Genomic DNA, 12993 nt, shown 5'->3' on the forward strand with positions numbered 1-12993 from the left:
ACCTGTCTCTTACGCCCACGGCAACCGGGCCCGAAGGTGGAGGCATGACCGAGAACGTGAGTTTCCCCAGCGCCGGCGTCGACATCGCCGGTCACCTGTACCTGCCCGCCCACGACGGCCCGCACCCGGCCGTCGTCGTCGGCCACCCGGCCGGCGGTGTCAAAGAGCAGGCCGCCGGCCTCTACGCCCGCCGCCTGGCCGAGCGGGGGTTCGTCACCCTCGCCTTCGACGCCGCCTACCAGGGGGAGAGCGGCGGCCTGCCGCGCGGCCTCGAGGACCCGGGGCAGCGCGTCGAGGACCTCAAGGCCGCCGTGTCGTTCCTGACGACGCGGCCCGAGGTCGACGCCGGCCGCATCGGTGCCCTCGGCATCTGCGCCTCCGGTGGCTACGTGCTCCCCGCCGCCGCCACCGACCACCGGATCCGGGCGGTCGCGACGGTCAGCGCCGCCGACATCGGCCGGATGTTCCGCGAGGGCGCCGACGGCACCCAGGACCCCGCCGTCGTCCAGGGCATGCTGGACGCCGCGGCCGCGGCCCGCACCGCGGAAGCGCGCGGCGAGAAGATGACGTCGTTCCCGATCTTCCCGCCGACCGCCGAGGACGCCCGCGCCGCCGGCGGGCAGCACGGCTTCGAGGGGTTCGAGTACTACCGCACCGGCCGGGCGTTCCACCCCCGCGCGGCCGCGGAGTTCACCTGGGACAGCCTCGACCGGATCGTCGCGTTCGACGCGGGCCGCTTCGCCGGGCTGATCGCGCCCCGGCCGCTGCTGATGATCGCCGGCACCGAAGCCGTCACCTCGCGCATGACGACCGAGGTGGTCGCCGAGCCGAAGCAGCTGCGGTGGATCGAGGGCGCGACCCACGTCGACCTCTACGACCGCGAGCAGTACGTCGGCCCGGCGGTCGACGAGCTGGCCGGCTTTTACACCGCCCACCTCGGGGGCGCCTGACCGGCGCGGATGTGTAACTTTCACCGCCCGGTCGTCCACTGTGGACTCCGGACGACGCCGTTGAGGTGGCAAGGTCGCCCGGCGCGCCGTCCGGGGCCCGGGCGGCCCGGTGCGCGGATTGACAATCCTTCTTTCCCGAGCCCAGGCTGACGCAACGAATGTTAGCGATAACACGTGCTGAACTGGGAGAGGTCGTCATGAACAGAGCAAGCAGGAGCCGATCCCGGATCGCCGTCCTGGCCGCCGCGGTGACGGTCGCGGTGGCGTCGGCGGTAGGGGTGACGCTGGGGGCCGGCGCGGCCTCGGCCGACGTCACCGGCGCCCTGCACGGGGTCGGTTCGGGCCGGTGCCTGGACGTCCCGAACGCCAGCCAGACCGACGGCACCGCCGTGCAGATCTACGACTGCTCCGGCGGCGCGGGCCAGCAGTGGACGGCGACGGCGAGCAACCAGCTGACGGTGTACGGCGGCAAGTGCCTGGACGTGTCCGGTGCCTCGACGACGGCCGGCGCGCGCGTGCAGATCTGGACCTGCCACGGCGGCGCGAACCAGCAGTGGCGGGTCAACTCCGACGGCACGATCGTCGGGGTGCAGTCCGGGCTCTGCCTCGACGTCACGGGCGCCGGCACGGCCAACGGCACCGCGGTGGAGATCTGGACGTGCAACGGCGGCAGCAACCAGCAGTGGACGGGCCTGTCGGGGTCGACGCCGACGACCACCCCCACGACGACCACGCCGGGCGGCAGCTGCTCCCTGCCGTCGTCCTACCGCTGGTCGTCGACGGGCGCGCTGGCGCAGCCGAAGAACGGGTGGGTCTCGCTCAAGGACTTCACCAACGTCGTCTACAACGGCAAGCACCTGGTCTACGCGTCGAACGTCTCGGGATCGTCGTACGGCTCGATGGCCTTCACGCCGTTCACGAACTGGTCCGACATGGCTTCGGCCGGGCAGACCGGGATGAACCAGGGCACGGTGGCGCCGACGCTGTTCTACTTCGCGCCGAAGAACATCTGGGTGCTGGCCTACCAGTGGGGTGCGTGGCCGTTCATCTACCGCACGTCGAGCGACCCGACCAACCCCAACGGCTGGTCCTCGCCGCAGCCGCTGTTCACGGGCAGCATCTCCGGCTCCGGCACCGGCCCGATCGACCAGACCCTGATCGCCGACGGCTCGAACATGTACCTGTTCTTCGCCGGTGACAACGGCAAGATCTACCGGGCCAGCATGCCGATCGGCAACTTCCCGGGCAGCTTCGGCTCGAACTACACGACGGTCATGAGCGACTCGCAGGCCAACCTGTTCGAGGCCGTGCAGGTCTACAAGGTCCAGGGCCAGAACCAGTACCTGATGATCGTCGAAGCGATGGGCGCGAACGGCCGCTACTTCCGCTCGTTCACCGCATCCAGCCTGAGCGGCTCGTGGACCCCGCAGGCGGCCAGCGAGAGCAACCCGTTCGCGGGCAAGGCCAACAGCGGCGCGAGCTGGACGAACGACATCAGCCACGGCGACCTGGTCCGCACCAACCCGGACCAGACGATGACGGTCGACCCGTGCAACCTGCAGCTGCTCTACCAGGGCAAGGCCCCGAACGCCAGCGGTCCGTACGACCAGCTGCCCTGGCGCCCGGGTCTGCTGACCCTGCAGCGCTAGGAACCCTGTGGGGGACCCCGGCCGGGGTCCCCCACAGGTCGTTCGGTCCTGCCGTTCCACTAGCCTCGACAGGCCGCATGTCGCGCCACGCGGACTCCCGGTCTTCCACGCTTCCCCGCCGCGTGACGGCGAACGGAAGGGACCTCGTGGACCGCACTGCCGAACTGACCGCTGTCGCGAAGGAGCAAGGAGCATCGTGATCTTCGCGATTCGCGGGTGCCGGGTGTACCAGGGCCGCGCGGTGTTCATGAAGGCCGTCGGCGAGGAGCTGTCGGGTGCGAACCTGACGACGGGCCTCGAGGTGTACAACGGCTCGTCGGCTTCACGCTGATTCCGCAGCTGGACCGCGAAGACCCGGCTCTACCGCGCCACGGTTTCCGAACACTTCACCCTCGACCCCGCGGGCCACGACCTGCGTGTGCCGGTCACCTTCTGGCCGCACAACCGGTGATTGTCGACCGATTGTCGACGGATCATGGCAACGTCGGTTTCGAGGACCAGCCCGTCCTCGCAACCGACGGGAGGCCATGTGCGTGTCAGACTGCTCGGCCCGGTCGACGCCGTCGTCGGCGGTGCTGCGGTGCCGGTCACAGGACTGCGGCGGAAAGCGGTGCTCGCGGTGCTCGCCCTGCACGGCGCCGGAATAGTCAGCACGCGCACGCTCATCGAAGCGGCGTGGGGCGACAAGGCGGCCGGGGTGTCCCTGAACACCCTGCAGAGCCACATGTCCGCCCTCCGGCGCATGCTCGGCGACCGGACCGCGATCGTCGCCCGGCCACCCGGTTACCTGCTCGACCTCGGGCCCGGCACGACGGACGTGACCGAGGCACGGCGCCTGGTCGAGCGGGGTGAGCGCGCCGATGACCCGGCGCAGAGCGCCACGACGCTGCGGGCCGCGCTGGCTCTGTGGCGGGACCGTTCGCTGGTCGACGTCGGCGGGGTGGCGTGGCTGGACGAGCAGGCCGCCGGTCTGGAGCGGTTGCGCACGCGGGCGCAGCTGGCGCTGATCCGGGCCCGGCTGGCCCTCGGCGAGCACGCCCAGCTCGAACCGGACCTGGAACGGCTGGCCGACGCGCGCCCGTTCGACGAGCAGGTCCACGCCCAGCTGATGTTCGCGCTCTACCGCACCGGCAGGCAGGCCGACGCGCTGTCGGTGTACCGCAAGCTGCGCACGGCCTTGGCCGACCACCTGGGCATCGACCCCAACCAGCGCCTGCGTGACCTCGAAATCGCGATCCTGCGGCAGGACCCGGCCCTCGACCAGTCCGCGTTCGCCGTCCGGCTGCTGGCCGGCTGACCACCGTTTTTCAGCGCCGCGTCAGGGCGTTTTCAGTGCTGCCTGCCAGATTCGGCGGGGGCCCGGCTGCCGACGCCGGTGCCGATCTTCACAGACGGGATTCCCATGAGACTTCGACGGCTCCTGCCGCTCACCGCCCTCGCGGCGGCGGTCGTGTTCAGCGCCGGGGCCGCGGCGCCCGCGAGCGCCGCGACCGCGCCCACCGGGTACGCCGGTGCGGCCCAGCACACCCACCTCCTCGGCGGGCACTCGCCTTCGGTGGCCGGCCCGCTGGTCAACGCCACCTCGCGGAACTGGGCCGGCTACGCCATCACCTCGTTGTCCACCCCCGCGGCCACCTTCACCCACGTGCACGGTTCGTGGACGCAGCGGCCGGTCACCTGTCCGACGTCGGACGCCTGGGCGGTGTTCTGGGTCGGCTTCGACGGGTGGACCAACGGCACGGTCGAGCAGGGCGGCAGCTCGGCCCGCTGCGTCAACAGCACCCCGGTCTACCAGCTCTGGTGGGAGATGTTCCCGACCAACGCGATCCAGCCGGTGCTGACCATCAACGCCGGCGACTCGGTGAGCGCGGACGTCACCTACAACGCGGCGACCGCGCAGTTCACGATCACCGTCGCCGACGCCACCCAGCACACGAGTTTCACCACCACCCAGACGTGCGCGGCCACGCTCGTCTGCTCGCGCAGCAGCGCCGACTGGGTCGTCGAGGACGTGGGCCGGTTCGGGTCCGGCGACTTCTTCCCGCTGGCGAACTACGGCCAGGCGCTGATGAACAACTCGGTCGGCAGTGACGACGCCGGCCACAGCGGGTCGATGACCGCGAGCTCGACCTGGCAGCGGACCAGGATCCAGGAGCAGGACACGACCACCACCTACGCCACCACCGGCGCCACCAGCACGAACGGTCAGAACTTCGCCGTCACCTGGGCGCACCAGTGAGCCGGGTGCGGCGCGCGGCGATGGTGGTGTGCGCCGTCCTGACCGCCATGGTGACGGCCGGGGCGCCGGCGCTGGCGGCGGACCCGATCACCATCTCCAACGGCCTGTTCAACAACAGCGCCGCGCTCGCCTGGTCCTCGGCACCGACCACGACCATGGGGGACCGGACCGTCACGAGGACCACCGGGGGTGTGTCGGGGCTCGTCGTCAGCGGCCCGGCCGGCTCGGTGTTCCACCAGACGCTCGGCGTGTCGCGGTACATGTTCATCGGCACCCGCAACCACGTGCTGATCCTGGAAACCCCGACCAGTGGCGGTACCCGCTCGGTGTCCCTGGTCGACTTCACCACGACACCTCCCACCGAACGGCCGATCCTTTCGGTCCTGGCGTCCTCGGCGGCGGTGAGTTCTCCGGGCGTCCAGTTCAGCGTCGGAACCGGCGACGCGTTCTTCATCTTCGCGCCCACCGGAACCACGGTCGCCGGGCTCGGCATCTACCGCGGCGACAACGGCACGATCCTCTGCGCCGGGCCACCGCCCCTGGTCCCGACCGGGCAGCTGTTCGGCGAGGCGACGGCAACCCAGCTGCGGATCAAGATGGGCGGAACCGTACTGGCGGCGTGCGCCCGCCCGGCCGGCACCAGCGGCTGACGTCCGGAAGCTGAGGGGGTGTCCGCCGCGCGCGGGCACCCCCTCAGCTTCACTTCCTGCCGGCGCGGGGTCTCGTCCGGCACGGTGCTGTGCCCGCATGACCCTTTCGAGCACGTCCGAAATCCTGGCACCACCGGCGGCGGCCGCCAGGCTGGGACCATGACGCGTTCCGGACTGGTGCTGTCCGCTGTGCTGCTGTTGTGCGCTTCGGCGCCGACTCGGGCACGGTGATGGATTCGACGGGCGGTCACCTGCCGGCGAAGAACCGCAAGAACCTGGCGGACCTGCCGGCCGCGGTGAAGGCAACCGGCTACCAGGAGATCGAGCTCGGTTTCTTCCCGCTCGGCGCGGCGGACCCGCACGGCTGGACCCGGTGGGACGAGATTCTGTACCAGGAGAACCGGTCGATCGTGGAGGACGTCCGCCCGGTGGTCCGCGCGGCCGACCAGCGACCGAGCCCGCCAGATCCCCGACGGCGGCATCGCCCGCGCGATCAAGGACACCGGCCAGGTGGTGTTCCACCTGACGCAGTGGCAGCTCAGCCGCGCCGACGGCTGCGCGGACAAGACCGTCGACGTCGCTCCGCCGGTCGCCTTCGGCAAGTACCTCGCCGCCGGGTTCTGATAACCCGAACGAGGCAATCGCGGCGTGGTCAACGGGGTGCGGAACTCACCCGATGGCGTTGTGAGGTGGCGACCGGCGCGGGCCGGGCAGTATTTTCTGCTCGCGCGCGGCGGGGTTTCACGTTCCCGCGGCCACCTTCAATTCCCTCGTTTTCAGGAGTCACCCCGTATGTTGAGGAAAATCGGTTTGGTCACGGCCGCGCTGGCGGCCGGCGCGTTCTCGGCCGGCGGTGTCGCCGCCGCGGACACACAGGACACCTACACCACCGACGACCAGGTGGGCCTGATCAACCTGGGCGGCACGGACGCGCTGCACAGCGTCGAAGGCGCGGTCGGGTTCTGCGACAACGCCTTCAACATCCTCATCGTCCAGGTGCCGCTCCACCACGTCGGCAACGTGGGCGAGGTGCCCCAAAGCTGCGCGGCCAACGACCAGGCCGACGGCGGCGCCGCCGTGGGCGGCTGAACTCACGCGAATTGCCGAAAGGGGTGCCGCGGAAATGACCGCGACACCCCTTTCGGCATCTGCTGAGGCGCCCGGAAATGCCTCATTGTCAGTGCGCCCGGATGCTACGCGGGTTCCGCGAACGGATCGCCGCCGAGGGTGGCGAGCCGGCGCTGCACGGTTTCCGCGTCCTGGTCGCGTCCTTGCTGCCGGTACAGCCGCTGGGCCTCCTGCCACACCGTGCGGGCTTGGTCCGGCCGGCCGAGGGCGACGTACGGCGGCCCGAGGTGCTCGAGAGTGCTGGCGGAGTCGTACGCGTTGCCCAGGCTGCGACGCAAGGCGAGGGCTTGCGTGTAGTGGTCGATGGCCAGCTGGTGGTTGCCCCTGTTGTGCTCGACGTAGCCCAGGCTGTCGAGGCTGTTCGCCTCGCCCGCGGGGTTGTGCTGCTCCCGGTGCAGGGCGAGGGCAGCCTGGAAGTGGCCACGGGCGGTCTCGTGGTCGCCGAGCCGGGCGGTGTGCCAGCCGACCGCGTTGTGCCCGTGGGCTACGCACAATGGCGCGTCGAGGCCGGAAAACAGCTGCAGTGCCTTCGTGGCGTGGTCCAGTGCCCGGTGGTCGTCGTGCTGCCCCCACGCTCGTCCGAGCGCCTGGTGGGCGTGGGCGAGTTCGTAGCGGTTGCCGTGTTCTTCGGCGAGGGCGATGGCGTGGTGCAGGTTTTCCACGGCCTCCTCGCGCAGTCCCATCGCGGCGTACGCACGACCGAGGTGCCGGTGGGCGATGATACGAGGTGAGGGGTGGGCCAGGTGCTTCGCGGCGTGCGCAGCGGCCAGCCACACGGCGAGGCGGTCGTGGCGGTGGCCTCGCCGGTGGTGGAACGTGTCCAAGGACATGGCCAGCCACCACACGATGTCGTGTCTGCGCTGGGAGACCGCGAGTTGCTGGGCAGCGAACAGAAGGGCGCGCTCGGAGACGAACCAGGCCATCGCCGCCGGGGGATCGGGGAGCGAGTGGACGTGCGCACTGGGTTCGGGCGGGGCGATTCCGGCAGGTCCGCGGTGTGCGTCCAGCAGCAGGCCGGCGTGGAAGGCGGTGTGGGCGCAGTAATCGAGCACTCGCCGCAAGGCCGCGTCTCGCACTTCGCCGGGCAGGTTCCGGGCGGTGTCACTGGCGTAGGCGCGGACCAGGTCGTGCATCCGGTACCGGCCACGCGCGTCACGATCAAGCAGGGACGCCTGTTCCAGGCCCCGCAACACGGCCCGGGTGCGCGCCGGGGGGAGGCCGATCACGTTCGCCGCCGTGGACAGGCCCGCGTCCGGGCCGGGCGTGCCGGCCAGCAGCCCGAACGCGACGGCCTGCTCCTCGCTCAGCGCCCGGTACGACCAGGAGAGCACGGTGGGCAGGCTCGCGGACGGATCGTCGTCGGCCAGCCCGCCGATCCCGGACTGCCGCAGCTCGGAAACCGTGACCGACAGGGGCGCCTCGGCGCGGCCGGCGATCACGCTCAAGGCCAGCGGCAGGCCACCGCACAGGGCGACGAGCTCTTCGATCGCCACGTGCTCGGCCTCGGCCCGCGTGGCACCGAGCCGGGCCGTCAGCAGCCCACGGGCTTCGCCGGCTGAGAGCACGTCCAGCGGCACGTGGCCGGCGTCGTGCGTGGTGACCAGGCCCGCCAGCCGGTTGCGGCTGGTCACGACGACCGCGCACGAGTCGCCGCCGGGCAGCAGCGGCACGACCTGGTCGGTGTTGGCGGCGTTGTCGAGCACCACCAGCATCCGCTTGTCCGCGGTCAAGCTGCGGAACAGCGCGGAGCGGGCGTGCGCGTCGGGCGGGATCGAGCCCTCGTCGACACCCAAGGCGGCGAGGAACCCGCGAAGCGCCGTGGCCGGCGCCATCGGGACGTCGTCCGGGCTGAAGCCGCGCAGATCGACGAACAGCTGGCCGTCGGGGAACCGGTCGAGATGACGGTGTGCCCACCGCAGGGTCAACCAGGTCTTGCCGAGGCCGCCCGCGCCGGTGACCGCCGAGATCATCATCGTGCCGCTCGAACTCGCGGCGTCCAGGGCGGCGTCCAGCCGGTGCAACGCGTCGTGGCGCCCCACGAACGACGTGGGTGCTGCGCGCAGCTCGCGGGGCACCGCCGAACCGGCGGCCGCCGGCGGGGATGTTCCGGCCGGGGTGGGGCACGAGGACAGGATCCGGTGGTGCAGGTCCTGGAGTGCGGCACCGGGGTCCGTGCCCAGTTCCTCGACCAGGCGCGCACGAACCCGCTGGTAGTGCGCCAGCGCGTCGGCGGTGCGCCCGGCCGCGTGCAGAGCACGCATGTACTGGCCCGCCACCCGCTCGTCCATCGGTTGTGCCTCTGCCCGCTCGGCCAGCTCGACCACCAGCTGCCCGCCGTGCCCGAGGCGCAGCCGGGTCTCGGTCAGTTCGTGCTGCGCGTCCAGCCACTCCTGCCCGAGCCGGTCGCGCTCGGTTTCGATCCACTCGCCGTCCACCCCGGTCAACGCCTGTCCGCGCCACAGCTTCAGCGCGTCGGTCAACAGCACGGCCGCCCGCTCGTCGCCGGCTTCCGCGGCGGCCGCCGCGCGCAGCTGACGGAACCTGTGCAGGTCGACCACCGGCTCGGTCGCGCCGGTGGCCAGGACATAGCCGCCCGACCGGCGCGTGATGGTCACGCCGTCGACGTCCGCCAGTGCCCGCCGCAGCCGGGAGATGTAGCCGTGCAGCGTCGCGCGCGCCCGGGGTGCCGCCTCCGCACCCCAGACCCGCTCGACCAACCGGTCCACCGGGACCACCCGCCCCGCGTCGACGGCCAAGGCCACCAGCACGCAGCGTTGCCGCGGCGTGCCCAGGTCCACCGGCCGTTGCCCGGCCTCCACGCGGACCTCCCCCAGCAGGCGCACCACCACACCCACCACCCCCTGCCCCTCGTCCCCGGCCCCAGGCATACCGGTTCGAGCGGCGCTGTGCAGAAACCTTGCAAGAGGTTCACACGATCGGTCCTCCACGATGTCGGCGACCATCGAAGATCGACGAAAGGTGATTCCGTTGTCCGACGACACAAGACAGCACCCCACGGGAACCCGCCGGTGGGCGGCGCTGTTCGCCGCCGCCTTCCTCCTCCTGGCCGGGCTGGTGGGCGGCACAGGCACGGCCGCGGCCACGACCGGATCATCGGCGGGGGTCCTGGTCACCAACTGCAACCATTCCGGCGGGACAGGCACGTTGCAGTCGGCCAACTACGTGCGCATCCAGGGAGACGGCGCCGCGGTGGGTGCGGTACAGCTGTGCAGCAGCGGCAGCAGTTACTGGGGTTACATCGTGTTCTACGCCGCCGTGCAGCCGGGCAACTGGGGGCAGGTGCGTCTCGACCGCATCCGAGGCGGGTCGGTGATCGGTTCGTGGAACTGCGATTCCTCCGGCGGCAACGGCTACGTCCAGCCCGGCCAGACCCAGTGCTGGACGCCCAGCATCAATCGCGGGACGACCACCGACGTCTTCCAGGCCGTCGGTGTGTCCTGCTTCGGCAACACCCACCCGTACTGCACCAGCACCGACGCCTGGGGACGCACTCTCGCCACGTCCTGACAGACGAGGGGGTGCCGCGGTTCGTCCCGCGGCACCCCCTCGTGACAGCTGCAGAAGCAGCGTCGAATCTTCGAGCGGACCTCCGAGTTACTGGGAGCCCTTGTCCAGTTCCCTCAGGACAGCGTTCAGCAGCTTCTTGGAGAGCCGCCCTGGGCCGTAGCCGGCGTAGCCCACGCCTGCGGCCTTGACGTCGCTCACCTGGCCGAGCGGGATCCAGTAGGTTCCCCACAGTGTTTTCGCCTCGACGTGCCGACCACTGCCCGGCTTTCTCGTGGTGAGCGGGGCGACCTTCACGGCCTCCGAACCGTCGATGCTCAGGCCGGTCCGGAGGATGACGACCTTCTTGTGGTTGTAGTTCATGACCATGCCGGCGCTCAGCGATACCATCCGACGACCCTCCCGGTGGGATGAACCTCGAACCATAGGTTCGCGCCGGGTAGTCGGCGAGGCCCGAATGGGCGAACCCCCACCGCCTTGACGAGTGATCACCCGAGGTCGGCAGGCCGGCGTTGGTTCAGTAGGGGGCGGTGGCGTTCGCCGCCGCCCAGGCCTGCTCGGCAGGGGATCCGGCCGGTGGGGGCACGAGGCCGTTGATCATCCAGAGTTCCTCGCTGGTCTCGTCGATGTGGAACTCCCAGTGCACGTCCGGGTGCCGCTCCATGACCGGGGCCAGCAGCCGCGAGAGCCGGGCGGCCGCCCGGCGCCGCGCGGTGCTGTCCGGGATCCGGCGGGCGATGTGCTCGATGACGACCCGCACCGCGCGGCCGGACGGTTCGCCGCCGACGTAGAAGCCGTCGGCCGGAACCTCGTGGAAGAGGGTCATCACGTAGAAGCGGGGCAGGCCGACCACGTCGGCGTAGAAGTCCGCGACGGTCTTCGCCAGCTCGTCGCGCTCGCCGGCGGTGAGAGTGCCCGGCGAGTGGTAGATCGTCCACAGTGGCACGGTGGTTCCTCCCTGGTCAGCGGGCGAGTTCGACGGTCAGGTCCGTCACGGGCCCGGACAGCGCTTTCTTGACGTTCTCGGTCACGGTGTCGGCGAGGACCTCCGCGTCGCCGCGTTCGAGACCGTCGAGGATCCGGGCCGCCACCTCGTCCGGCGAGGTCTTGGGCACGGCCATGGCGGCGACCATGTCCGTGTCGATGAACCCCGCGTGGACGCCGACCACCTGCGTCCCCTGCGCGGCCAGTTCGATCCGCAGCGAGTTCGTGATGGACCACGCAGCCGCCTTGGAAGCCCCATACGCGCCGGTCCCGCCCAGCCAGGACAGCGCGGACAGCGCGGTGACCAGCGCCCCGCCACCGCGGGCGGCCAGGATCGGGGCGAACGCGCGGGCCACCCGCAACGGCCCCAGCACGTTGACGTCGAAGGTCTCGTCGACGCTGCCGAGCTCGGCGGTCAGCAGGGGAGCGGGCAGCAGGACCCCGGCGTTGTTGATGACGACGTCGACGTCGGTGGCCTCCGCGGCCAGCGCGGCGACCGATTCCACCGACCGGACCTCCAGCACGCGGGGGTGCACGGCCGGCCGATCGTCGGTGAACTCCGCCCGCGCGGTCGAGTAGATCTTCGCGGCCCCGCGCCGCAGCGCCTCGTCGACGATCGCGGCGCCGAGCCCGCGCCGGCCGCCCGTGACGAGGACGGTCTTGCCTGTCAATGTTCCCACTGCACACCCCTCTGACTAACGTTTGCGTAACCCAGATGCAATCACGCTACACTGGGTAACGCAAGTGTTAGTCAGGCGAGCGAAGGTGACGATGGAATTCGAGGACCGGCTGCGCGACCGGACGACGTGGACGATCGGCGACCACTGCTCCGCCGCGAAGACGCTCGAGCTGCTGAGCACGAAGACGGCGTTTCTGCTGGTACGCGAGTGCCTGTACGGCACTTCGCGCTTCGACGACTTCGTCGAGCGGATCGGCGCTTCCGCGCCGGCGATCTCTCGCGCCCTCAGGCAGCTGGAGTCGGCGGGCATCGTGACCCGCGCCCCCTACCGCGAGCCCGGCGCCCGCGCGCGCCACGAGTACCACCTCACCCCGGCCGGCGAGGATCTCCTCCCGGTTTTCCTGGCGCTCATCCAGTGGGGCGACCGGCACCTGCAGGACGACGAGCCCCCGCTGACCTTCACCCGCCGGGCGGACGGGAAACAGGTCGCCGTGGTGGTCGCGACCACAGACGGCGAACCGGTGCGCTCGGAGGACATCGAAATCCGGCACCTTCCGGCGGCGACCTAGCTGTGATGTCCAGGGACGTTGTCCTGAGTTGAGGTGACCTGGTGGCGGCCTGTCGTGCTGACAGGTGAAGGCCTCCGGATGTGAAGTGGAGCTGTCTAGGAACCACATCACCAGTCCGGAGGCCTTCGTGTCCCACCCTAACGCCACCCTGACTCCACGCACCCGCCTGCGGCTGGCCCGCCTGATCGTCGAAGAGGGCTGGACCTGCACCGCCGCGGCGAAGATGTTCATGGTCGCTACCAAGACCGCCGCGAAGTGGGCTCGCCGCTACCGGCTCGAAGGCGTGGCCGGGATGACCGACCGCAGCTGCCGCCCGCACCGCAGCCCGGCCCGCACCCCCGAGCACCTGGTCCGGGCGATCGTGCGGTTGCGGTGGCGGCACCGGCTGGGCCCGGTCCAGATCGCCGGCCGGCTCCGGCTACCTGCTTCGACGGTGCACGCGGTGCTGGTGCGGTGCCGGATCAACCGCCTGTCCCGCCTCGACCGGGTCACCGGCGAACCCTTGCGCCGCTACGAACACGATCATCCCGGGTCGCTGATCCATGTGGATGTCACCAAGTTCGGCAACATCCCCGACGGCGGCGGACACCGCTTCGTCGGCCGGCAACAAGGCGGCCGCA

The 12993-nt window shown here is 70.9% G+C and carries 14 protein-coding genes; 10 read left to right on the forward strand and 4 right to left on the reverse strand.

The genetic code is table 11. The features are described 5' to 3' along the window. Positions 1-44: 44 nt before the first annotated feature. From AB0M93_RS06015 to AB0M93_RS06045, 7 genes are all read left to right on the forward strand, one after another. Positions 45-950 (forward strand): alpha/beta hydrolase, encoded by a 906-nt coding sequence (locus AB0M93_RS06015; protein WP_364268857.1) that lies wholly within the window; start codon positions 45-47, stop codon positions 948-950. Between the two features lie 197 nt (positions 951-1147). Beyond that, a complete protein-coding gene (locus AB0M93_RS06020) occupies positions 1148-2599 on the forward strand; it encodes a non-reducing end alpha-L-arabinofuranosidase family hydrolase (protein ID WP_364268859.1) in 1452 nt (483 codons plus the stop codon). A 196-nt stretch (positions 2600-2795) separates the two neighbouring features. After that, the gene (locus tag AB0M93_RS06025) at positions 2796-2930 is read left to right on the forward strand and encodes a hypothetical protein (protein ID WP_364268861.1); all 135 of its coding nucleotides are present in this window, start codon (positions 2796-2798) and stop codon (positions 2928-2930) included. 198 nt (positions 2931-3128) lie between these two features. After that, positions 3129-3896: an AfsR/SARP family transcriptional regulator gene (locus tag AB0M93_RS06030; protein WP_364268863.1), complete on the forward strand. Its 768-nt coding sequence runs from the start codon at positions 3129-3131 to the stop codon at positions 3894-3896. 105 nt (positions 3897-4001) lie between these two features. Continuing rightward, a complete protein-coding gene (locus tag AB0M93_RS06035; RefSeq protein ID WP_364268865.1) occupies positions 4002-4838 on the forward strand; it encodes a G1 family glutamic endopeptidase in 837 nt (278 codons plus the stop codon). After that, positions 4835-5488 carry a hypothetical protein gene (locus AB0M93_RS06040; RefSeq protein WP_364268867.1) on the forward strand — a complete coding sequence of 218 codons (654 nt, stop codon included), beginning with the start codon at positions 4835-4837 and terminating at the stop codon, positions 5486-5488. The genes AB0M93_RS06035 and AB0M93_RS06040 overlap by 4 nt, the downstream gene beginning before the upstream one ends. Before the next feature lie 792 nt (positions 5489-6280). After that, positions 6281-6577 carry a hypothetical protein gene (locus AB0M93_RS06045; RefSeq protein ID WP_364268869.1) on the forward strand — a complete coding sequence of 99 codons (297 nt, stop codon included), beginning with the start codon at positions 6281-6283 and terminating at the stop codon, positions 6575-6577. Positions 6578-6681: 104 nt separating this feature from the next. Here the strand turns inward: AB0M93_RS06045 and AB0M93_RS06050 are convergent, their stop codons facing one another. Beyond that, positions 6682-9465 carry a BTAD domain-containing putative transcriptional regulator gene (locus AB0M93_RS06050; RefSeq protein WP_364268871.1) on the reverse strand — a complete coding sequence of 928 codons (2784 nt, stop codon included), beginning with the start codon at positions 9463-9465 and terminating at the stop codon, positions 6682-6684. Positions 9466-9604: 139 nt separating this feature from the next. Here AB0M93_RS06050 and AB0M93_RS06055 point away from each other — a divergent pair, with 139 nt between their 5' ends. After that, entirely contained in the window at positions 9605-10144 is a 540-nt protein-coding gene (locus AB0M93_RS06055; RefSeq protein WP_364268873.1) for a hypothetical protein, read from the forward strand. A gap of 87 nt (positions 10145-10231) precedes the next feature. Here AB0M93_RS06055 and AB0M93_RS06060 read toward each other — a convergent pair whose 3' ends face one another. The 3 genes from AB0M93_RS06060 to AB0M93_RS06070 form a co-directional block, all read right to left on the reverse strand. After that, complete coding sequence (locus AB0M93_RS06060; RefSeq protein ID WP_364268875.1) at positions 10232-10531, reverse strand: hypothetical protein; 300 nt, start codon at positions 10529-10531, stop codon at positions 10232-10234. A 127-nt stretch (positions 10532-10658) separates the two neighbouring features. Next, positions 10659-11087: a tautomerase family protein gene (locus AB0M93_RS06065; RefSeq protein WP_364268877.1), complete on the reverse strand. Its 429-nt coding sequence runs from the start codon at positions 11085-11087 to the stop codon at positions 10659-10661. 16 nt (positions 11088-11103) lie between these two features. Beyond that, positions 11104-11805 (reverse strand): SDR family oxidoreductase, encoded by a 702-nt coding sequence (locus AB0M93_RS06070; protein WP_364268879.1) that lies wholly within the window; start codon positions 11803-11805, stop codon positions 11104-11106. Between the two features lie 91 nt (positions 11806-11896). On the opposite strand from AB0M93_RS06070, the gene AB0M93_RS06075 reads away from it, so the two are divergent. Both AB0M93_RS06075 and AB0M93_RS06080 read left to right on the forward strand, forming a co-directional pair. Further along, a complete protein-coding gene (locus tag AB0M93_RS06075; RefSeq protein WP_364268933.1) occupies positions 11897-12373 on the forward strand; it encodes a helix-turn-helix domain-containing protein in 477 nt (158 codons plus the stop codon). Between the two features lie 127 nt (positions 12374-12500). Continuing rightward, positions 12501-12993 (forward strand): leucine zipper domain-containing protein (locus tag AB0M93_RS06080; protein ID WP_364268881.1); only part of this gene is annotated, 493 nt, incomplete at its 3' end.

The organism is Amycolatopsis sp. NPDC051102 (genome assembly GCF_040682815.1).
GTDB lineage: Bacteria > Actinomycetota > Actinomycetes > Mycobacteriales > Pseudonocardiaceae > Amycolatopsis.